Genomic DNA, 22939 nt, shown 5'->3' with positions numbered 1-22939 from the left:
CATTCTATCACAGCATCTATTCTTCCGCCATCAGTCTTTCAAACCAGCTATCCAATAGCAATGATAAATTGGCCTACATCTGGCAATTCTTGCAGCATTTCGTCCAGAGTTTTCTGTTTCACATATTTCTGCACATACACCCAACAGGCAAGTACTCTATGGAGCAATCACTCCGGAAGTACCGGCTTCCATCCTTCAGTTACATAATGATGTAACAATCGTTGCTGATGAAGCTGCACTGAGTGAGATTGATAAATAATATCTACTGGACACCGGACATTGCAGTGTAACTTATGAAACGCATTTAGCTTTTGTTAAAAAAGGGAAGCTGTGATACACATCCATATACCACAACTTCCCTATATTTTCATCTTCATTTAATTTTAATCAATTGTCCATTTAAGCAGCTGTTCTTTCACCTTTTCAAATATCTGCATTACAACTACTAACACAATTACCATAAAGATAAATCCAACCCAGGTATGCAAGATGATACACTCTACAATATGACGGATAATACAGAATACCAGGCCAATCTGTTTGCTGCCGATCTGCTGATTGAAGATGAGGAAATCGAAGATATGGTTCAGAACGAGGACCTGGATTATTTCGGACTCTGCAGTTCATTGAATGCGACTCCGGAACTAATGAGCTTTAAATTATACAGCCTGACAAAACGAGGCCAGGCTTATCATATGCCGATGGAGATTCAGAGCAATTTCCTGGCGAAATAAAGTAAATAAAGATCCTGTTCTATATATCATAGTATGAACAGGATCTTTTTATAATGATTTATTTTCTATCTAAAATTTTATTAAACCGACTAAAGACTCCATAGTTTGTGTGTTTGACTTACTGTTTATATCTATCTTCTCCTAAATATTTTTCTAGTCATTGCAATATAAAATTGCTTATACAGTCTCTCCCTTAAGAGTCCTGGTATTCTGGATAATATACAGAGCGACCGATATGACCATCATTATAGCACACAAACCAATCAACAGATCTGATACCATCGGTGTAATGTGGAACCATATAATATGCACCGCTGCAGTTCCATATAATAAAAAGGTTACTATCTTTCCATGCCAGTCTGCACCATGTACTTTTCCTGTCTTTTGTATCACAAGACATCCACTGACTACCATATACAGCTCCTTACCTGCCATTATTACGATTAAAAGAAGCACATGCGGAAAACGAGTAAACAGACAGATTAACATCGCTGCCTGTGTCAGCTTATCAGCCACCGGATCAAGTATTTTTCCTAAATTACTAATTCTATGGAATCTTCTTGCGATATATCCATCAGCAAGATCCGTAAGACCAGACAGCAATAAGATTTCACCAGCTAACAGAGGATTTTTCTTTACACAATAACTCCATATAATTACCGGAATCAGACAAAGCCGAAAAAAAGAAAGAAGATTAGGAACCGTAATAATTCTATTCAAATTTTCTTCCTGATTCACTTCACTCTGCATGTACGGTCACCTCACTTTCCTTTTTTTTAGACATAAACCAATAAAATATAACACAAAATGCTAAAGCAAACACAACACCAAAAACATTTTGAATCACTCTAAGACTAACCGCTCCTTGTAGTCCATAAGTCTCTGCAGCAATGGCTAAAGCACCAAATGTGTTAAATACTGCCTGCCAGCCATATTGTGCTGAAAATCCTACACCGATTCCACCAAGAATTCCTATATATGCATAGATTGACGAAGGAAGCAGAAAATATAATACTGTAAAACATATAACACCTGCAATATTTCCGACAATCCTTTTACGGACTCTGTAGTGCATATCTTCCATAAACGGCAAAATCGTGGACATGGCCGCAATACCAGCCCACATTGCACGTGGCATATTACAAAGTTCTGCAATGCAAAGGACAATCGGTACGCATAAAATCTGACATATCTGCCATTTTGTTCTGGAAGAAGTGATATCAAATTCTTGTATCAGATCTTTCAGATTTCTTTTATAAGTTCTGTTTTTATGATTTCGATAAAATACGAAGCAGGTAAGTGCTGCACCTAAAGCCATTCCGACTAATCGCATCTGATAGCTTTTTCCCGTAACATCATAACCATATAGCAGCAGATACCCAAGAACCAATGTAGATTGATTAAACATGAATGGATTATGGCATCCGAACAGAATCAACACAGCCAGTGCCGCAATATTTAACAGCATTCCCAATACCGGTGAAAACTGATTTGCTAAATGCGGACATACAGTCATAATTACAAAGAACAAAGCCAAAAGCATCGTAGATTGTCCGGTGTGGATCCCCAGATCCGCATTTCTAAACACCATGAGACATAATAAGACTACTACACCTACAATGCTGTTCTCATTTCCAAATAGGATGCTGAAAATACTAACAAAGAAAAAACAAAATGCCATTGTAACAGCTATCTTCACCAGATATACCCACATATGATATAATTTTTCTTTTAGTGTTTCACTCTTTTTCAACAGGTTTTTAGAACCTGTCTGATTTAACTGCAACTCCTGATAAAATGTCATATAAATCCTCCCATCTTCTAATTTATCTTAAAACTATATAATCTCATCTTTCTGCTTTGGCAGCTCTATAACAAATCTGCATCCACCATATTCACGGTTTTCTGCTTTGATTGTTCCTCCGGCACTATCTACAATCCGTTTTACAAGTGCAAGACCTAGGCCATTTCCTTCTGCTTTATGAGATCCATCTACCTGATAGAACTTGTCAAATATTCTGGATTTTACATCATCCTCTATTCCTGGTCCTTCATCTTCCAGAATGAACTTAACAGAATCCTGTTCTTGTTTCAGAAACATCGTAATTGTCCCCTTTGAAGGGCTGAACTTAATCGCATTATCCAAAAGATTTATCCAGATATGCATAAAAAGTCCTTCATTCCCAGTATATTTAACTTCCTCCAATTCTACCTGAAAACCAATTTCTTTTTCTGTCCATTTTGTTTCCAATGAAAGAAATGCCTGGCGGATCTGTTCATCCAGACGATATTCTGTTTTTTTCATTGGTATATTCTGATTCTCTAACTTGGATAACAGCAAAATATTACCAACCAATCCGGAAAGTCTTTGGGTGTTAAATAAGATTTTTTCTACATATTCCTCTTGATCCTGAGACAGTTCTTCTCCCTGAAGCAGCATTGTATATCCTTCAATGGCATTAATCGGGGTCTTAAACTCATGAGAAACATTAGATACAAAATCCATCTGCAGCACCTCTGTTGCACGAAGTTCTTTTGTCATAACGTTAAAACTTTGATAAGATTCTCCAACTTCTGCTATACGGCTGTTCGTTTCCAAATGCTGTTCAAAATCTCCCTGAGAAACTTTCTTCATTGCTTTACTAAGTCTGGTAATTGGTTCCAGTAACTTTGCATTAATAAAGGAAGTGATCAGCCCTGCAATCAATGTATTAAAAATCAAAAGCCAGCCAAGCACAGGTATGCTGCCCGGCAGATTAAAAAAATGATTCAAAAAAGCAAATAATAAAGCAGATATGACTGTTGAAAATACAAGTGCCAGCCAGATTGCACCAGTCAGACAGGACCGGATCCGCAATCCTTTTTCTTTCTTTTGTTCCATTATTTTTTCACCACCTTGTATCCAATTCCACGCATTGTTACGATTTCAAAATCAGGGTTATCTTTAAAACGCTCTCTGATTCTTCCTATATGTACCTCTATCGTATGTGGGTCTGCCTCCGTCTCGTATCCCCATACTTCATCCATCAACTGTTGTTTTGTAAATGTTCTGCCTGGCGAAGCTGCAAGCTTATATAAAAGCAGGAATTCTTTTTTAGGCAAAACAAGACTTTCCTTATCAGTTGTAACCGTCATTGCATCATAATCAAACTCTGTTGAACCGATCACAATTTTGTGTTCATTCAGTATCTGTGCACGGCGAAGCAGTGCTCCGACTCTTAAAACCATTTCATTCACATTTACCGGTTTTACCATATAATCGTCACTTCCCGAAAGAAATCCCTGGCGCATATCATCAAAGGAACCTTTCGCAGTGATCATAAGCACTGGTATCTGATATCCTGCTGAACGAAGTTCTGACACCAGTTCATAGCCATCCATAACCGGCATCATAATATCAGAAATGATCAGATCAATATATTCCTTATCCAATACTTCTAATGCCTGTGCTCCATCCGATGCACTTTTGACTTGATATCCATTCTTCTCAAGCACTTTTTGGAATAGCTGGCTTAATTCTTTATCATCTTCTACAATCAATATTTGAAACACGTTTTCCTTCCTCCTTATTAAAACAGATACCTTGCCCATCCAAGCAGATGCTGTACCAAAAATATTTTTCTCTGACGTTTCTTTGTTAATTCGATTGGCTCTACATGATATGGATCATTATAAGTTCCGCCTTCTAATATCTGGCGGGACACTTTTTCATATTCCATCATGCCCTCTTCCAACTGTTTATTAATATCTTTACTGCGAATTACAAGCATCAGTTCCGTATCCAGATATGCACTTCTCATGTCCATATTAAAGGAACCGATTACAGACAGATCATCGTCAATGAGAATACTTTTTCCGTGGTATGAATAACCGCCTTCATATTCCCAGATATTAATTCCTGTACTTAAGATTCTATTTCTGTTTTTCGCATAATCGGCAGCCCCAAATGGATTCCCATTATTCGCAACTGAATTTGTCATGATAGAAAAATCTGAAACGTTCTCTGCAATCTCCTCCCATGTATTATACATCATATCATTACAGATAATATATGGCGTGTGGATCTTCACACGATTTTTTGCATTTTTCATCAATTCTCCCAACTGATACCACACTACTGGTTCTTTGGAACCTGTGTGAATAGGATTTGACACTAATGTAATCTTTTCTGTCTCAAAAGTTTCGTCCGTATAATCGGTCTCGCAGATTCTTTCCTTATTCTCTTCAAAATATTTCTGATAGCTGTTCTGCAACTCTAAAACTGCGTTCTTTACAGATTTTCTATTTGCCAGTTTTTTATTGTTATGAAAATAACCACTGTCTTCCTGATTCCATATGGTTTCAAAATACTCTGACAACTGGTTAACTGAATTTTCTTTCTCAGGTTCATCGCAAACCACTAACACGTCTCTGTCATAGTTTTTATGTCCCGGAAAATCACCCAGGAAATAATTGTATGTATTTCTTCCCCCAAGAATATATCTCTTTCCATCTGCAATCAAATATTTATCATGCATTCTACCCATCATTTTCCACGGTTTCAACGGATTGGCCTTATTATACAGTTTAATTTCAACATTCTCATGGGAAGATAATCCATAGAAATACGGATTTCCTTCCATATCAATCCAGCTCTCCATTCCATCTACTAACAGACGAATATGTACACCTCTGTCTGCCGCATCATGCAGTGCTCCTAAAATCAATTTTCCACTTTCATCGGATTGAAATGCAAAAGTAGAAAGAATAATTTCCTTTTTTGCATTCTTGATCAAACGCACTCTTTGTAAAAGCGCTTCTGGATTCTTTTCTATGATTACTGCCCGTTCTGTATTTTCACTGCATTCGTTCCATAACCCATTTTTTGTTTCTTTTTTGGTTGTATTGGACACTTCCGGCTGCTTTTTATATGCAACGCAGATTCCGAGCAATTCATAAAAAGCCACACATAAAAAAATTGCCAGTATAACAAGAAGGATTTTACATATTTTATGCTTTTTCATTGTACATCACCTGATTCCTTTTTATTTCATACTTATACAATACAAAGTCAATCTCAATTTAACCTCAACAAAATTTATTTTTCATAAAAAAATATGACCGGCTTCTTTTTAAAGAAACAGTCATATTTTTATTCTAATATATGAAGGAGCTTTTCTTACTCCGTTGTATTAATCACTATTTTATTTCTTCCATAAGCTGTCGGATTTTTCTCAATGTACACCGTGTAACTGCCAGGTCATCTTCTTGTATATTCGATATGATTTTTTCATAAGCTTCTATCATTTTTTCTTTCTGACAATTACTTAATTCAATTGCCTTGTTCGTCAAAACAAGGTATGTTCTTTCTTTTTTTTCATCTAATTTCCAGATAATATATCCTTTATTTTCAAGACTTTTTACCATCTTAGATGTTTCTGGAATCGATAATTTCATGTATTCTGCCACTTCTGAAAGATATACTCCTTCATGACAGTCTGATTTTTCAACACATTCCTTTATACTATAAAGAAACAAATAATCTGTTCTTTCGACAAATTCAAATATACTTTCAACATTGATGCTCTTTAAAAAAAACTCCTCTGCACTGGTTCCTGCTCCCATATTATCGTTCCTCTCTTTCTATATATTCTTTTTTGCTGACTAGACTCTTATATGCCGGGCGAATGATCTTATCTGTAGTTATCAATTCTTCCAGGCGATGTGCACTCCAACCAGCAATTCTTGCTATCGCAAATAATGGCGTGTACAATTCTCTTGGAATATTCAACATGTCATACACAAAACCACTATAGAAATCTATATTAGGACTTACTCCTTTGAATATCTGACGCTGCTTTGCAATCAACTTAGGTGCAATCTTCTCAATATTGTTATAAAGGGTCATATCTTTCTCACGTCCTTTATCCCTTGCGAGTTGTTCTACAAAGCCTTTGAACACCCTTTCTCTCGGATCTGAAATAGAATATACAGCATGTCCCATTCCATAAATAAGTCCTTTCTGATCAAACGCCTCTTTCTTCAAAATCTTACTCAGATATGATGCAATTTCCTCTTCGTCTTCATAATCTTTCACATGACTTTTAATATCATCCATCATATTCATTACCATCAGATTTGCACCGCCATGTTTTTTTCCTTTTAAGGATGACATTGCTGCTGAAATAACAGAATAAGTATCTGAACCTGAAGATGTTACTACCCGTGTAGTGAATGTAGAATTGTTACCACCACCATGTTCCATATGTAACAATAATGCTATATCCAGTACTCTTGCTTCCAGTTCTGTGAATTTTGTATCTGGTCTTAATAGGCGCAGGAAATTTTCAGCAATAGATAAATCTTTTTCAGGTCTATGAATATACATACTTTCGTTTTTTTCATAATGACAATAAGCATGGTATGCATATACTGCTAACATAGGAAATGCTGCGATCAACTGCATACTCTGCCTTAGCACATTCGGAATTTCAAGACTTTCTTTTTCCTTATCGTAAGAGCCCAATGTAAGAATACTTCGAGTCATAGAACCCATAATATCTGATGTAGGTGCTTTCATAATGACATCTCTGGTAAAGTTAGTCGGTAGTTCCATACAATCAGATAGTCTTCCCTGAAATTCCATTAACTGTGTATCAGTTGGCAATTCTCCGAATAAAAGAAGATATGCTCCTTCTTCAAAGACAAACCTTTTTCCTTTACTTCCTGTTACTAAATCTTTTATATTATAACCACGATAAGATAACTCGCCATCACATGGACTCTTTACTCCATCACGATATTCAAAAGCTTTTATATCAGAAATATTTGTAAGCCCCGTCAACACACCTTGTCCTTTTTCATCTCGTAAGCCTCTTTTTACACCATACTCTGAATACAGATTCTTACTAATGCTATCATTTTGTTCACAAAAAATTGCTTGCTGTTTCATATAATTTTCCAAATTGCTCATTTGAATCGCTCCTTTCATTCTGTTACGAACTTACATACTATACTCAGATATTCTTGTTTCCAGTGCATTCAGCATTGTCTGTTCTTTTTCTTATTCTTATTCATTAGCAATACAATACAATGGAAAACTCAATTTAACCTCAACAAGGTTTGTTTTTTCATCCATGCAAAATCTTCTTTGTACAACAGACTGTTAGATATAGCAAAAACGGCCTTTCAAAAACAGTTAACTTCTAAATCAACTTTTTTTGAAAGGTCGTTTCATCAGATTCTTATAGCAATCCAGCAAATAATCTCATAAATAATTGTCCCAGTCGCAAATATGCACTTCGTCCGGTTTGATATTGGTCTGTCACATCACGACATTCTCCCATCGTTCTTATCAGATCATTTTTTATTTCCACAACTGCCTGACAATCTGCCATAAAACAGCCGTTTTCAAAATGGTGATATAAACTTCGATAATCCAGATTAATTGTTCCACAAGTTGCCATACAGTCATCTGCCACACTCATTTTTGCATGACAGAAACCAGGAGTCCACTCATAAACACGAACACCATGTTTAACTAATCCATGATAAAAAGAACGAGTTATATTATAAATGAATTTTTTATCAGGGATACCAGGTGTGATAATTCTTACATCTACCCCTCGCTTAGCAGCCAGACATAACGCATGCGTCATTTCATCTGTTATGATTAGATATGGAGTCATAAACCAACAATATTTTTCAGCTTTATTTATCATACTGATATAAACTTCTTCTCCGACTTGCTCATTATCCATAGGGCTGTCTGCATAAGGTTGAACAAACCCAGTTTGCTGTGCCGCATAATCATAGTGGAAAAGGTATTTACTAAAATCAGAATCATTAGCATCCTTATCACTTACTGCATTCCACATTTCCAAAAATGTCACCGTAAGCGACTGAACAGCATCTCCTTCTAAACGAATACCTGTATCTTTCCACTGTCCATACGGGTGTGTGTAATTAAAATATTCGTTTGCTAGATTATATCCACCTGTAAATCCGACTTTTCCATCAATAACTGTTATTTTTCTATGATCACGATTGTTCAAAAACAGATTTAAACCTGGCATAAACGGATTGAATACACGGCAATGAATTCCTATTGCCTCCATCTTTTTCACAAAATCTGTGTTAATAAAGCCTATAGAACCCATATCATCGTAGAATACTCTAACTTCCACACCTACTTTTACTCGCTCTTCCAGAACATCTTGAATCTTATGCCATGCTTCAGCGTCTTCTATCGCATGATATTCCATAAAGATAAACTTCTGTGCTTTCTCCAAATCCTTAAGCTGTGCCTCTAATCCTTTCACTGCTTCATCAAAATACACAATATCCGTATTCTGATAGATTGGATACTGCGAATTTCTTTGTATGTAACTTGCTATATTTCCTGCTTTCGGAATTGTTTCTTTTATTTTGCTCAAACACTCCTGACTGTCCGGAAGCATTGGTAACAATTTGCTATCAATTTCTGCATATCGCTCACGCATTTTATGTGTGCCACCATTCAAACCAATCAACAAATACAGGCCTACACCCATAATTGGGAAAATTAGAATTAAGATGATCCAAGGCATTTTCATAGAGGATGTCTTATTTGATGCGTACAATCCCAAAACCAAGATCCCACTCAAAATCCTTGTAAATAAATTTATGATTTCTGCATATTCATTCAAGCGTGTTACGATAGTAATAATAAAAATCACTTCCAGAAGAATGCAGATTATGGAAAAACACAGCCGTTTTACCCCATTTTTTGTTTTTGCTTTGCCCTCTAAAGTATCTTGTTTCATATATATTCCACCTTCCTACTTGCTCAGTTTTCTCCCTAAATTTCGTGAAACATACCAATTTTGTCTTTTATTCTCTGCATTTCATTATCTGCTTCAATGATAGCTCTTGCAGAATGAAGTAATTCTTCACTTATCTCATCATAGCCAGGCATTTCTTCAATTCCTTTTTTATAGCGAAGTTGATGTTCCAATGTTGCCCAGAAATCCATACCATTGGTTCGAATCTGTAATTCTACACGCATAGGTGTTTTACCCTTAGCAAAAAATACTGGTATTTCAACAATCATATGATAGCTTCGATAACCATTCGATTTTGGATTTTTTATGTAATCTTTTATTTCAATAACTTTAATATCATCCTGTTGGGTAATCAAATCTGATATCATATAAATATCGTCAATAAACGCACAAACTATTCGAACGCCTGCTACATCATTGAGATATGTCTGTATATTTTCTGTTGTAAATTCATATCCCATCTTCTGCAGTTTATCGTAAATACTATTGGGCTTCTTAATTCTTGTTTTTATAAAAGAAATAGGATTTCGATTGTTCTCAACTGAAAATTCATCATCCAAAACCTCAAGTTTAGTTTGTATCTCCCGAATAGCACAACGATACATCATCATTAAATTATAAAATTTTGTAGCATTATTTAAAAACTGTAGTGATTCCGGACTGTTCATCCTGAGTTTTTTTACTTCATCTTTTGTCATGGAACTTTCCTTTCTACCTCATCCCTGATTTCAAAACATTATTTATTTTGATAGTTGATTCGTTCTCCTTGAATTACTGGATAACAAATCATTTTATCACTATCCAGATTTTCTACATGCATATCTACTGCACTGATCTGATGGTTTTCATAAGTATTGTAATAATAAATACCTTTTGTAACATTACAACACGACGTATACAATGTGATTTCATATTTTCCATCCGCTACTTCGCAACATCCTCGTTGCTGATCCACAGATCCGAGAATATGGAAGAATTGGCTAACGCTTTCTTCCTCTGATTCACCTGAAATTGCATTTACCTTTGTAAAAGCTACACGTACAAAGCGTGATGAAGATGAGAGATCTCCCGGAAGACCTAATCCTCCCATACCTCTACTATATGCATCAAGAGCCAAATTTTCGCAGAAAGTATTTCTGGGCTGTTTAGGAGATAAATACATATAATTATTTAGTTGAAACATCTGCTGTGGAAATGGCGGATTATTCGTAAGCACTCCTACTGGATTATCATAAATATGCAAACCATCTGACATAGATTCTACCGTAATTGACTCATTCTCATCAGAAATGATCCAGTGTAATTGTGCTAATGGCAATTGCTCGCTGAAAGGAGTATTAACAATATTAATTCGTTCAAGAAGCTCGCGAACTTCAACTAAAGAAGAACACTGACTTAAAATCCAAGGAATAAATTCAAACTGTGCAATATTTTCCACATCTGGCTTAATCGCGGCATAAACAGCATTTCCGACAAAATTCAGTCCTGCCATTGCCACTCCTTTTTCATTCATAGCATCATAATACAAAGGATAATCCTCTGCAACATGAGCCATTCCAATAATTGCATAATGATTTTTCATATCGCCAACATGGCGAAAATTAAACGCATAATTACGTGGTGTAATTACTATCTGATCACCATAAGAGAATTCATAATCGAGGGTTCGTCCAAAGTAAAAATCTTTTGTTTTATAAGTTGCTGCTGTACACATGATCGTTTATCCTCCTAAATAGATTGAAATATGTCAATGAGTTTTTTTCTTGAACAATAGTATAGCACAATCTTTTATTTTGTTCCAACTTCATACATGATCATAACATGTAAACTTTAAACTATTTTCCTAGATTATTTCTCCATCAGTTTTTCAAACCAGGTATCCATAGCTAGGATGAATTGACCTACGTCTGGCAATTCTTGCAGCATTTCGTTTAGGGTTTTGTGCTTCACATATTTCTGCACATACACCCAACAGGCAACGCTACTGGCTTCTGATACAATGTCAGCTATGGTTTTGCGCATAAGCTCTTCAAATTCAGCAATTTCTTCTTTCGGAACAACATCATACAGTGTTGGTGCCTGATGACTTATTTTTACTCCATTTTCATTTGCATCTTTAAGCAGATTCTTAACTTTTTCTCTTGAATCCTCCGGTACTTTCATGTACTCCCACATAAATGCTACCACATCGGCTGGTGTGTCTTTTTTTAGTGGTGGTAACTGAATATAATCATTGTTTTCGCTCATTTTCATATCCTCCTCACGATATAATAAAATCAATAAGACGTTCTCTTGTCATGTCCAGTACAGTGTCCACGAATACTCCTGCAAACAGGATCAGATACAGAATTACACTCAGCGAAAATAGAAATGCAACCTGTACCCAGTCATGATAACAGTATGCAGTCGCTATAATCAACAAAGTGAATATAAACCCAAGGATCCCTCTGACAACCGCATAAGTCTGTACTGTCATCTTCACTGCCAGGCCGATCACAAAAAGAATCAGCCATACCGGCAGTAATAATATCTTCCCAGCAAATTTTAAAATAAACATGTGCACCTCCTATCTTACCAGTCCTGGCATATCATGGTTCACCTCTGCCTGATAATACCCGTTCATCGTTGACGGTGCATTAAACAGGGCTGCTAACAAATATTTCTTGATATTCTTCACCTTTGTGGTGTTACCACTCATACAGTGTAAGACATACTCGATATGTGAATAGGTCAGCATCAGAAATTTTTTCTTCACCAGTGATGCCGGATACCAATTGCTGGCAATCAATATCTTGTCGTTTTTACACATCACAGTTTCTACGATCAGGTTCACGATTTCATCTACCTTTCGCATATCGTCATGATGGGTTACTTTCAGTGATTCATAATCAATGGTCTCTTTGACAAGGTTTTCATAAGCCTGATAATCCTCAGAGTGATTATCGCTATCAAATCTTTTCTCATCCACAGATATGATAGGATTAGATTTATTATCATTCATTTCAGTATCACTAAGATTAGTATTATTAGGGTTTGAAATGTAAACTTCTTGAAGTTTGTTTTCGGGACTTCTAGAAGTTTGATTTTGGGACTTCATGAAGTTTGAATTGTAAACTTCTGTAGATTCCTCATTTTCCACAGAAGTTTGTTTTTTAAACTTCTTTAATTCCTCTTCAAATTTTTTCTCATCTGTTTTCTCGGGCATAAAGGTTTTCACGTAGATAACGTTCACCTTTCCAAATCCCTGTCTGCGTTTTTCAATCAAACCAATTCCTGTTTCGTCATCCAGTTCTCTCATGGATTTGATGGCTTTATTTCTGCCACAGTTCAGTAATTCCATGATATCTTCGATGGAAAAATAGATATATGCTCTGTTTTTGTCATCAAACCACTGATTCTTGATGGAAAGAGACATTCGATCCAACATCAGTCCATATAAAATTTTAGCATCGCTCGATAAATCTTTAAAGTAACTGTCTGTAAATAATGCTTTTGGTATGCGGTAGAAGCTGAACTGATCAGCTTCGGTACCGTAAAAATAATTAAATGTCATTTTTTTCTCCATAATTTCCTCCTTTCATTTTCTGCTAAGAAGTCCTCTTTTTAAACTTCTTTGACTTTGTTTTCTTAGCTTTTTCTATCCTTAACAGGACTGTTCCTGCATCCACTTTTCTAATAATGATTCAATCACCTGCTCCATATCTTTGGCTGTATAATCATCCGGAAAGTACTTTGTCAGTTTCTTTTCTGAGAAAGTGAGAGACCTGGATACTTTCTTTGCCATCACACAGTTATTGAAAATTGATAACATCTGGATCTGATTGATTGGTCCATCATTCAGCTGATTTCTGAGTGCTGCAATCTGCTTTGGCTTAATAAATCCGGTGTCGCTGATATATTCGTAAATCCATTCCTGTACTTCCTTATCGATGTAGGAAATATCTACGGCAACCGTGAACTGAAGCTTTTTGTTATCTACCAGATCAAGAAGTTCTGGTATTAACTCTGTCAGTCGGATGTAACGCTGAATCTGCTTAGAACTTTCTCCAACTTGATCTGCAAGTATATTTCTCGATATTACTGGTTTCAACTTCTGGTCATTTTGACCAGAAGTTATATCTGTCCTGCTTCCTTGTCTTTTCATTGCCTCAAGTTTCATCTTATAAGCAAAAGCTTTCTCACTTGGCAACAGTTCCTCTCGCTGAATGTTAGCGTCCACCATGGCCACAATGGCATCATCATCCGATAATTCTCTTACGATTGCCGGAATAGTCGTAAGTCCTGCAAGATGTGCCGCATGCATTCTTCTGTGACCGGATACCATTTCATATTCTTCATTTTCATTCATGCGAAGTAGTACCGGTGTCAATACTCCATTGATCTTTACGCTTTCAACCAGGTCCTGCATCTTTTCATCATCCAGCACCTTGAACGGATGATTCTTAAACGGATGGATCTTACTGATCTCTATCTCCATTGCAGATTCTTCATTTACCACACCAAGCAGTTCATCTATGCTTGCCAGTTTAATCTTTTCGCCACTTCTATTTTTCATTCTTCAAAACCTCCTGTGTTAAGTTCTTATATGCCTCGGCAACTTTTCCTTTCGGACAGTGCATGTAAATACTTTTTCCCTCTGCACTGGTCTCAGCTGCTTTTACAGACATCGGGATCACATTTTCAAATACTTCTATCTGGCTTCCGTATGTTGTATGTACTCTCGATGCAATGTCCCTTGCGTAATTGGTTCTGAAATCAACCATAGTCAACAGAATGCCCTCAATCGCCAGTTTCCGGTTCAGCCTTTTCTTTACTGTAAGAATGGTCTTGATCAGCTGCTGAAGTCCTTTCACCGGCAGATATGCGGCCTGTACAGGTATCAGCACGGAATCGGAAGAGACCAGTGCATTGATTGTCATCATACCAAGACTTGGCATACAGTCGATCAGGATATAATCGTATCGGCCTCTTATCGCATCGATATATTCCTTCATGATCATTTCTCTGCTCATAACATTTCCCATCGTTACTTCCAGGGCAGAAAGCTCAATATTTGCCGGAAGTAGATCTACATTTTCCTGGTGATGTAAGATACCATCTTCCAGAGAGATTTCTTCTTCGTTAATGACATCCATCATAATCGTTGCCAGTGTGATGCGAAGATCATCCGGTTCCTCATATCCAAGACTTGCGGTTAAACTTCCCTGTGGATCCGCGTCGATCAGCAACACTTTCTTACCTTCTCTTGCCAGTCCAATGCCTACATTTACGGTTGTGGTGGTCTTTCCGACGCCACCTTTCTGGTTTACTACGGATATAACTTTACACATGATTTCTTCCTCCTTTAACTTTCCCATGATTCTTTTTTCCATAATTTCAACAGTGCCAGTATTTCCCGTTTCATCATTGCCGGTGTATAAGAATTTGGAAAATACTTGTGCAACTGCTCGTTTGTGAATGCCACTCTTGTGATCTCACCCTTTTTCACTTCACACATGATCTCTTCCATCTTTTCCAGTGACAACTGTTTTTCTTTACTCAGTTGCCGGATCCTCTGGGCCTGTGAGAGTGATGGGATTGCCTGTGCATACTCCATTGCTACAAGCAGTTCTCTTTGTTCTTTTTCACTTAATGCAGCTATCTCTACAGCCGGACAAAAAGAAATAATCTCATCATCCAGTTTCTGCAACATCTCCGGTATCAGTTTTGTCAGTGAGATATAACGCTGCACCTGTTTTGGGCTATCACCACAATCTTCACTGATGATTTCTATTGCCCGCTTTCTTGGTGTTTTGTGGTCAACTTGGCTCTTTTTTCGACCACTTTTTCTTTTTAATACGTCATTCTTCAGTTTGTAAGCAAAAGCTTTTTCACTGTAGCTGATCCGTTCTCTGTGAAGATTGGAATCTACCATGCTCAAGATGGAATCATCTTCACTTAATACCCGGATGATTACCGGTACTTTACGCTATCCCAGTTTCTCAGCAGCATGTTTTCTTCTGTGACCGGATATGATCTCATAGTATCCATCCGGTACCGGTCTGACGATCAGCGGATTTAAAATTCCATACTTCTCAATGCTTTCCTGCAAAAGAAACATTTCCTTATCATCTTTTACCTGAAACGGGTGCTCTTTGAACGGACGAAGACGCTCAATCTCAATTTCTATGATTCTTTCTTCGTTTTCTCCTGATTGTCTGTTTGGCTCAGTCATCTTGACTCCTTTCCTCCAGGATTCAGGAAATAAAAAATGCCTGCCTGGAACTTTTATAGATAGTAAAGTTCCAAACAGACATTGCTGTTTGACCATTAGCTGTAGCTAATAGAATTGAATACTGTTTCAGCTAATTCATGTTTGCAGGTTTGGGAGAGATTGTTTCTTTTCCCGCCTTTTTTCTGATTTACATCCCCGAATAAGGGGTGACAACGGAGCGGAACCCAAATGTTAGCTGGACTTCTTAAAACCCATGTTTGCAAACCGGTAATTTTGATTAGCTGTCAGCTAACAAAAATCGGATTTCGTTAGCTAGAAATTGATCATTTTGAATGGAATTTTGTGTCACGAACGTGATTTAAAAATAACAAAAGCGTTCGTTGTCAGCTAATCCAGCTAACATTTTCGAACGCTTTGAAGCCCGTCGCCAAGAGGATTTGAACCTCCGACCCCTCGCTTAGGAGGCGAGTGCTCTATCCAGCTGAGCTATGACGACACATGCCGCAAACCCTTGATTTTACTGGGGTTCTGGGATTTTTCCCTTCGGCCATATATAAGATTATCAACTCTTTTTTGAGTTGTCAATCTACAGATTTTTTTGAGTTGGTAACATTAGAACGTTCCCAAATTTGGGGAATGCTTTGTTGTCACCTTTGGCATTTTTCAGAATAGATTCGAACTGAAAGTTGTTTTTCATTTTTTCCTTTGGGGAATGCCTCGGCTTTCTCTTAGGAGGCGAGTGCTCTATCCAGCTGAGCTATATGGACATTTAATCAACACCCATAATATAAGTTACTGTTCACTCCGTTCTCAGTAACTTAACCAAAATTCATTCCAGATTACCTGCGACAATGGGATTTTGGCTTGTATGTCTCGGGACTTTGGCATATTTTTGCAAAAATACCTCGAGGAATAATGGTGTATGAACAGTAACTAATATACTATATTTCAAAGAAAATTACAAGTGCAATCTGGCTTTTCTTATCTAATTTTCTGCTTCCGGATTCCATGTATTATCTTCCAGCTTTTGAATCATCTCACCCAGTTCAACAGTATATGCTACTTTTACATCACTATCCTGTTTAACGATAAACTCAGACAACCCGTAAGCCTGTCCATTATCCGCCCAGTCATAAGTATATCCCAATCTTGTCCATGGATATTCGCCATCATAATAGCTGGAAATAATGTTCGCATCAAACCATGCTTTATAATCCGCATCAACATCTTCGGAGAATGAATCTGTCATTTCTACTGTTCCAATATCCGAAATATATGCCGGACGAAAAACATCTTCCGGTTTTACCCACATAGCTGTAACATAGTTAGATTCATTATCAGGAGTCAGACCAAGCAATTCTTTCATTCTTGTCTGCCAGTCTGTTACACCCTCTTTATTTTCCTGGTACCAGTCTTCCAGTTCACCACCTGTAAATGTCCATACATTTCCCCATTCCAGTTTCACATCAGTGCCATCCGGATAACTGTCCGGATATTTATGGAATGTATATAGAAGAACTCTTCCCTCTTCATTATAAACTGCATAAGGCTCTCCCTCATCCAGGCTTACTACCGGAAGAATCTCACCATCCTCAGCAATCATCGCATCTTCAACTGCCTGATCAAAAAGAATCCGCAGATCATCTTCACTTTCAGCAGAGGAATCGGTTTCTGCTGCTTCTTCTGTCTCTGTTGTTTCTTCTGCCTGTACACTTACAGATACCCCGCATGATACAACCATTGCAGAAACCAGAACTCCACTTAACATCCATTGTTTCCATAATTTATTTTTCATATAATGTCATCTTCCTTTTTTTAGTTTTCCGACTTACCTGCCCCAAGTATATCATAGTAATTCTTTCTTTTCTTACCCTTGGAATAAATTGCAAATATCCGGCGTGAAATGTATATTACTGTTCACTCCGTTCTCAGTAACGTAGCCAAAATTCCAGATTGCCTGCGGCAATGGAATTTTGGCTTGTATGTCTCGGGATTTTGGCATATTCATGCCAAAACACCTCGCAGGATAGTGGTGTACGAACAGTAACAAATGTATATCTATAACACTCCCTCGTCAAGCGGATTGTTATAAGCATGTTTCACGTGAAACATATTCTTGTAAATCACAAGATGGCATAGGCGAAATATTCGTCCATGCCATCATAAATCATTTTAATTAATAGTGCAACTGTCCCTGGAGCCATATGATTCCTTTGAATCTACGTCCGATCTTTGGCTCCCCCAGCAAATCATTCTTATTGATACAAACATCAAACTGCATATCATTACAGTCTAATGTAAGCTGGCAGATTTCTTCTCCTGTTATAATGTTCTTGAATGTCATAAAATCCAGAATCTCACCCATGATACTATATTGATCACATTCAATTCCATATGGCATGAAATAGGAATCCACTATAGAAAAAATATCGTCTGTAACTATACGCTGAGAAATCATGGAATATGTATCCATATCCTCCATCGTGAGGCTCTCCATAGCCTCTTCATCACCGTTTCTGGCGGCTGCAATGAGATGATTTCTGTTCTTTGTCAGTTCACGTTCTGCTTTTACTGCTTCTTTATCTTTCTCTACAGGAAAAAGGATTTTTCCTTCCCTGGCCAGCCCGGAAAGGGTTAAAGGCTGGCCACCCGGAAGTATGTTGCCTTTTTCACGCTGTTGCAGATACTCAGCAGCATTCTGAAGATAGAAAATTAAAGTAACCCCAATTCTCAGATCGTCACAGGCACCTGCAAAAGATTCTTTGTCTGCATGTCTTTCTATCACAACACTCTCCTGTGTTGTAATGCCTGTTCCGCGAAAAAAAGGAAAATAATAATCCGGATAAAATACGTTGTTTTCATCATACTGCCCGCAGACAGTAATTCCACAATCGCATCCATAATTCTTGGAAAACTCTGCAAACATACCATCAGGGTAGTTCTCTATGACCGTTTTCTCATCATAAGTTTCAACCACATCCGTAATGATCTGTCTGATACTGCTTCTTTTGGTGATCCTGGAAAAACCAACTGCCCTCAGATAACTGTGCATAAGAACACCTCCCTGAAAAAGCTCACCCTCCATTAAGCGTGCTTTTTCTCAATCTTTGTCATACCACCCATGTATGGCTGCAGAGCTTTAGGAATACTTACAGAACCGTCTTCATTCAGGTTATTCTCCAGGAATGCGATCAACATTCTAGGCGGTGCTACAACAGTATTATTTAATGTATGTGCAAGATATTTCTTACCATCTTTTCCGTTTACACGGATCTTAAGACGACGTGCCTGTGCATCACCAAGGTTTGAACAGCTTCCTACCTCGAAATATTTTTTCTGACGTGGAGACCATGCTTCTACGTCAAGAGATTTTACTTTCAGGTCTGCCAGGTCACCGGAGCAGCACTCAAGTGTACGAACCGGAATGTCCAGAGAACGGAACAGATCTACTGTATTCTGCCATAATTTATCAAACCACATCGGACTCTCTTCCGGTCTGCAGACAACGATCATTTCCTGTTTTTCAAACTGATGAATACGGTAAACGCCTCTCTCCTCAAGTCCATGAGCACCTTTTTCCTTACGGAAACATGGAGAATAGCTTGTAAGAGTTTTCGGAAGTTCTTCCTCAGGAATGATCTGATCGATAAATTTACCGATCATGGAATGTTCACTTGTTCCGATCAGGTATAAATCTTCACCCTCAATCTTATACATCATGGCATCCATTTCAGCAAAACTCATTACACCTGTTACAACATTGCTTCTGATCATAAAAGGAGGTACACAGTAAGTAAAACCTCTGTTTATCATGAAGTCACGTGCATAGGAAATTACTGCTGAGTGAAGTCTTGCGATATCTCCCATTAAATAGTAGAAACCATTTCCCGCAACACGTCTTGCACTGTCAAGATCGATTCCATCAAAATTTTCCATAATTTCTGTATGATATGGCACTTCAAAATCCGGAACAACCGGTTCACCAAACTTCTCGATTTCTACGTTCTCGCTGTCATCTTTACCGATCGGTACAGATGGATCAATGATATTCGGAATTACCATCATATCTTTGAGAAGTTCTTCCTCTACCTCTTTTTCTCTTGTGGAAAGTTCTTCAATACGGGTTCCGGAAGCAGCTACCTGTTTCTTTACTTCTTCAGCTTCTTCTTTCTTTCCCTGTGCCATCAGTGCACCGATCTGTTTGGAAATTTTATTTCTCTCTGCACGAAGAGCTTCTACTTCCTGTTTGATTTCGCGATTCTCTTTGTCCAGTTCCAGAACTTTATCCACTAATTCCAGTTTATTATCCTGAAATTTGTTGCGGATATTCTGTTTTACAACTTCCGGATTTTCTCTCACAAATTTAATATCTAACATCTTGTTCCTCCTGAAATATTCTATTACATTATGTAATGATGTCAGGGTAAAATCTGGCAACAACTTTCCCCCTGATATCAATTTATCATATCATGTGCATTCCTGCACAAAACAGATTCTCTTTTAGTATGCTCTTATTTTCAGCTTTTAAACATTACTGTTCACTCCGTTCACAGTAACTTTTAAAAAACTTTATTCTTCAATATTATCCAGTCCAAAATTCACTGCCTTACGAAGTGCCTCTACTTCTTCCTGGCTGAGCATAACGTAGGATTCGCCTTTTACAATTTCTTTCATATACAAAAAACAATTGTCCCGGCTGTGTACTGCATTTAAGATAAGACCTGTATTCTCTTTGTCCAGCAAAGCCAGCGCAAAACTTAACTTTCCACCTACATCATCAAATGCGTCATACTTTTCTACACCATATTTATTAAACATTTTATCAAGATTCTTTTTGATAAAAAGAAGATCATGATCATGTTCTTCCTTCGCATCATAGAGCTTATCTATCTGAGCGAATTTTCTAACGAATACTTTTTCCAGAGACTGTGCATCTGAACCTTTCATGAACGTCTTATATTTACGTTCCAGACGGCTCAGGCGCATATTCATACTGATATTCCTTACCAGCAGGAAGATAGTAAGAATCAGCAGTATAATAATGATGATCCCGGAATCAATTCCAAGATTTTCAAAAATGCCACTCATATTACTGTCACTCCTAACCAATGGATTCGAAAAGATCTATGATTCTTTCCAGTTCATCCTTGGAATAATATTCAATTTCAATTTTACCTTTGTCATTTTTCTTTCTGTGAATCTGGACTCTGGTACCCATGATACTTTTCATTTTTTCTTCCAGACTCTCATATATTGCATCCTCAGCAGAACTGAATTTGCTCTTCTTTGCTGTTTTTGGCGGCTCCAGCATACGTTTTACAAGCGCTTCTGTTTCACGAACACTTAATTTCTCGTCAAAAACCTTCATTGCAATTGATTCCTGCTTTTCCTTATCTGCTATCGAAAGGATTGCCCTGGCATGACCGGCAGTGATCATCTCATCAATCAGCATCTGCTGCACTTTTTCGCTGAGTTTGAGAAGTCTCATTGCATTTGTTACTGCTGTTCTGCTCTTCCCTACACGCTCTGCGATTTCATCCTGTTTCAGATGAAATTCATCAATCAGTCGTTTATATGCCATCGCTTCTTCCACAGGGTTTAAATCTTCCCGCTGAATATTCTCAATCAGGGAAATTTCTACTAATTCCTGCTCAGAAAACTCTTTAACAATTACAGGAATCTCTGTCAGTCCGGCAAGCTTTGCCGCTCTCCATCGTCTTTCACCTGCAATTATTTCATAGTAGTCCTTTTTATCAGACACGAGAAGCGGATGGAGTACGCCGTACTGTTTAATAGACTCAGACAGTTCCATGAGTGCATCTTCATCGAACTGTTTACGTGGCTGATCCATATTCGGCTCTACACTTGAGATCTTTACGATCATTGCCCCTGTTTTCGAATCCGCTGTTTGCTTCTTTGCAACAGTAGGGTTTGTCTGTTTTTCAGCTACGTCAGATTTCTTCTCTGTTTTAACTGTTTTGGTTATTGTCTTTCTGGCAGGTTCTTTGACAACAGATGTTCTGTCTGGAAAAAATGCATCTAAGCCTCTGCCAAGACCGTTTTTTCTTCCTGCCATTAATTATCCTCCCTGTTGAGCACTTCCTCTGCCAGAAGCCTGTAGCTTTCTGCTCCTGCTGATCTCGGATCATAGATATTAATCGGCTGTCCATAGCTTGGAGCCTCCGCCAGTCTTACATTACGTGGAATAATTGTTTTATAAATATTCTGATTTAAATTCTCTTTTACGTTTTCCACTACCTGCAGAGACAGGTTTGTTCTTGCGTCATACATTGTGAATACTACGCCTTCCATTTTCAGACGTTTATTCAGTCTTTCTTTTACCAGATCAATGGTATGAATCAGCTGTGAAAGTCCCTCCAGCGCATAATATTCACACTGGATCGGCACTAATACAGATGTAGCTGCGGTTAATGCATTGATCGTCAGCATATTTAATGATGGCGGACAATCCAGTATTATGTAATCATATTTACGTCGAAGCTTATCTGTGATTCCCTTTAAGATAAATTCTTTATCATCGATTCCTACCAGCTCGATTTCTGCACCGGAAAGATTAATATTAGATGGAATCAGGTCAAGATTCTCAACAACATCTTTTACAATCGTGTCTTTCGTTTCTGCCTCTCCAAGCAAAAGTTCATACAATGTATTTTCTATGCCGTTCTTATCAACGCCGAAACCACTGGTAGTATTTCCCTGTGGATCCATATCAATTGCGAGAACCTTTTTCCCTTTTTCTGCAAGACATGCTGAAAGATTAATTGCAGTTGTTGACTTTCCAACTCCGCCTTTCTGATTAGCAACTGCTATAATTCTTCCCAACTTCATTCCTCCTTTATGAGGTTTTAATTGTAGTTATTCCTATTTTGCCTGTTACATTATTTTTTATAATGCCAACAGGCATATGCATGTTTATTATAACACTTTTATTTTAATCATGCCACATAATGTTTCACGTGAAACATAAAAAAACACATTATTTTTAACATAAATATTGTATATTTTGTGGTGATTGACATTTTCTTTTTCCATCAATCGTTACTGTTCACTCCGTTCTCAGTAACGCAGCCAAAATTCCAGATTGCCTGCGGCAATGGAATTTTGGCTTGTATGTCTCGGGATTTTGGCACATTCATGCCAAAACACCTCGCGGGATTGTGATGTGTGAA

At 37.6% G+C, this 22939-nt stretch carries 22 protein-coding genes, 1 tRNA gene and 2 pseudogenes; 2 read left to right on the top strand and 23 right to left on the bottom strand.

Translation table 11 applies throughout. The features are described from left to right. Nucleotides 1-160: 160 nt before the first annotated feature. Together AC075L_RS02105 and AC075L_RS02100 are read left to right on the top strand one after the other, a co-directional pair. Nucleotides 161-259: pseudogene (locus AC075L_RS02105) on the top strand (glucosamine-6-phosphate deaminase); the annotation flags it as partial. A 223-nt stretch (nucleotides 260-482) separates the two neighbouring features. Then, nucleotides 483-734, top strand: a complete 252-nt coding sequence (locus tag AC075L_RS02100) for an ImmA/IrrE family metallo-endopeptidase (RefSeq protein WP_006427154.1) — start codon at nucleotides 483-485, stop codon at nucleotides 732-734. 177 nt (nucleotides 735-911) lie between these two features. On the opposite strand, the gene AC075L_RS02095 is transcribed toward AC075L_RS02100, so the two are convergent. From AC075L_RS02095 to AC075L_RS01985, 23 genes and pseudogenes are all read right to left on the bottom strand, one after another. After that, entirely contained in the window at nucleotides 912-1484 is a 573-nt protein-coding gene (locus tag AC075L_RS02095) for a CDP-alcohol phosphatidyltransferase family protein (protein WP_055053943.1), read from the bottom strand. After that, entirely contained in the window at nucleotides 1474-2538 is a 1065-nt protein-coding gene (locus AC075L_RS02090) for an FUSC family protein (RefSeq protein WP_055060228.1), read from the bottom strand. The genes AC075L_RS02095 and AC075L_RS02090 overlap by 11 nt, the downstream gene beginning before the upstream one ends. A 33-nt stretch (nucleotides 2539-2571) precedes the next feature. Then, on the bottom strand, nucleotides 2572-3615 hold the full coding sequence (locus tag AC075L_RS02085; protein ID WP_055053945.1) for a HAMP domain-containing sensor histidine kinase: 1044 nt from the start codon (nucleotides 3613-3615) through the stop codon (nucleotides 2572-2574). Next, nucleotides 3615-4325, bottom strand: a complete 711-nt coding sequence (locus AC075L_RS02080; RefSeq protein ID WP_003693048.1) for a response regulator transcription factor — start codon at nucleotides 4323-4325, stop codon at nucleotides 3615-3617. The genes AC075L_RS02085 and AC075L_RS02080 overlap by 1 nt, the downstream gene beginning before the upstream one ends. Then, the gene (locus AC075L_RS02075; RefSeq protein WP_055060227.1) at nucleotides 4304-5737 is read right to left on the bottom strand and encodes a phospholipase D family protein; all 1434 of its coding nucleotides are present in this window, start codon (nucleotides 5735-5737) and stop codon (nucleotides 4304-4306) included. The genes AC075L_RS02080 and AC075L_RS02075 overlap by 22 nt, the downstream gene beginning before the upstream one ends. A gap of 175 nt (nucleotides 5738-5912) precedes the next feature. Next, the gene (locus AC075L_RS02070; RefSeq protein WP_006858455.1) at nucleotides 5913-6338 is read right to left on the bottom strand and encodes a MarR family winged helix-turn-helix transcriptional regulator; all 426 of its coding nucleotides are present in this window, start codon (nucleotides 6336-6338) and stop codon (nucleotides 5913-5915) included. 1 nt (nucleotide 6339) lies between these two features. Further along, nucleotides 6340-7704, bottom strand: a complete 1365-nt coding sequence (locus AC075L_RS02065; protein ID WP_172679323.1) for a citrate/2-methylcitrate synthase — start codon at nucleotides 7702-7704, stop codon at nucleotides 6340-6342. 253 nt (nucleotides 7705-7957) lie between these two features. After that, nucleotides 7958-9517, bottom strand: coding sequence for a cardiolipin synthase (gene cls, locus AC075L_RS02060; RefSeq protein ID WP_055060226.1), 1560 nt, complete (start codon nucleotides 9515-9517; stop codon nucleotides 7958-7960). A 35-nt stretch (nucleotides 9518-9552) separates the two neighbouring features. Further along, complete coding sequence (locus tag AC075L_RS02055; RefSeq protein ID WP_005347231.1) at nucleotides 9553-10233, bottom strand: GTP pyrophosphokinase; 681 nt, start codon at nucleotides 10231-10233, stop codon at nucleotides 9553-9555. 38 nt (nucleotides 10234-10271) lie between these two features. After that, entirely contained in the window at nucleotides 10272-11249 is a 978-nt protein-coding gene (gene bsh, locus AC075L_RS02050) for a choloylglycine hydrolase (protein WP_005347230.1), read from the bottom strand. 134 nt (nucleotides 11250-11383) lie between these two features. Further along, nucleotides 11384-11788: a hypothetical protein gene (locus AC075L_RS02045; RefSeq protein WP_055060224.1), complete on the bottom strand. Its 405-nt coding sequence runs from the start codon at nucleotides 11786-11788 to the stop codon at nucleotides 11384-11386. 7 nt (nucleotides 11789-11795) lie between these two features. Then, nucleotides 11796-12092 (bottom strand): hypothetical protein, encoded by a 297-nt coding sequence (locus AC075L_RS02040; RefSeq protein ID WP_055060223.1) that lies wholly within the window; start codon nucleotides 12090-12092, stop codon nucleotides 11796-11798. Nucleotides 12093-12101: 9 nt separating this feature from the next. Continuing rightward, nucleotides 12102-13100: a DUF6017 domain-containing protein gene (locus AC075L_RS02035; protein WP_025580966.1), complete on the bottom strand. Its 999-nt coding sequence runs from the start codon at nucleotides 13098-13100 to the stop codon at nucleotides 12102-12104. A gap of 78 nt (nucleotides 13101-13178) precedes the next feature. After that, nucleotides 13179-14090 carry a ParB/RepB/Spo0J family partition protein gene (locus AC075L_RS02030; protein ID WP_025580967.1) on the bottom strand — a complete coding sequence of 304 codons (912 nt, stop codon included), beginning with the start codon at nucleotides 14088-14090 and terminating at the stop codon, nucleotides 13179-13181. After that, a complete protein-coding gene (locus AC075L_RS02025) occupies nucleotides 14080-14865 on the bottom strand; it encodes a ParA family protein (protein WP_005334870.1) in 786 nt (261 codons plus the stop codon). The genes AC075L_RS02030 and AC075L_RS02025 overlap by 11 nt, the downstream gene beginning before the upstream one ends. Before the next feature lie 14 nt (nucleotides 14866-14879). Beyond that, nucleotides 14880-15845, bottom strand: a pseudogene (locus tag AC075L_RS02020) (ParB/RepB/Spo0J family partition protein). 326 nt (nucleotides 15846-16171) lie between these two features. Next, nucleotides 16172-16245 (bottom strand) — tRNA-Arg (locus tag AC075L_RS02015). A 489-nt stretch (nucleotides 16246-16734) separates the two neighbouring features. After that, nucleotides 16735-17544 (bottom strand): hypothetical protein, encoded by an 810-nt coding sequence (locus AC075L_RS02010; RefSeq protein WP_020993350.1) that lies wholly within the window; start codon nucleotides 17542-17544, stop codon nucleotides 16735-16737. A gap of 381 nt (nucleotides 17545-17925) precedes the next feature. After that, nucleotides 17926-18801, bottom strand: coding sequence for a DUF3881 family protein (locus tag AC075L_RS02005; RefSeq protein WP_008708032.1), 876 nt, complete (start codon nucleotides 18799-18801; stop codon nucleotides 17926-17928). Between the two features lie 32 nt (nucleotides 18802-18833). Continuing rightward, nucleotides 18834-20126 carry a serine--tRNA ligase gene (serS, locus tag AC075L_RS02000; RefSeq protein WP_008708031.1) on the bottom strand — a complete coding sequence of 431 codons (1293 nt, stop codon included), beginning with the start codon at nucleotides 20124-20126 and terminating at the stop codon, nucleotides 18834-18836. A gap of 192 nt (nucleotides 20127-20318) precedes the next feature. After that, on the bottom strand, nucleotides 20319-20837 hold the full coding sequence (locus AC075L_RS01995) for a DUF4446 family protein (protein ID WP_020993348.1): 519 nt from the start codon (nucleotides 20835-20837) through the stop codon (nucleotides 20319-20321). Between the two features lie 13 nt (nucleotides 20838-20850). Next, the gene (locus tag AC075L_RS01990; protein WP_025578450.1) at nucleotides 20851-21825 is read right to left on the bottom strand and encodes a ParB/RepB/Spo0J family partition protein; all 975 of its coding nucleotides are present in this window, start codon (nucleotides 21823-21825) and stop codon (nucleotides 20851-20853) included. After that, on the bottom strand, nucleotides 21825-22592 hold the full coding sequence (locus AC075L_RS01985) for a ParA family protein (protein ID WP_025578451.1): 768 nt from the start codon (nucleotides 22590-22592) through the stop codon (nucleotides 21825-21827). Before AC075L_RS01985 ends, AC075L_RS01990 begins: the two co-directional genes overlap by 1 nt. Nucleotides 22593-22939 lie beyond the last annotated feature (347 nt).

It is taken from the genome of Blautia sp. ZXY-1-B12, assembly GCF_056339915.1.
This window is presented reverse-complemented; position numbering and strand designations above follow the sequence as displayed.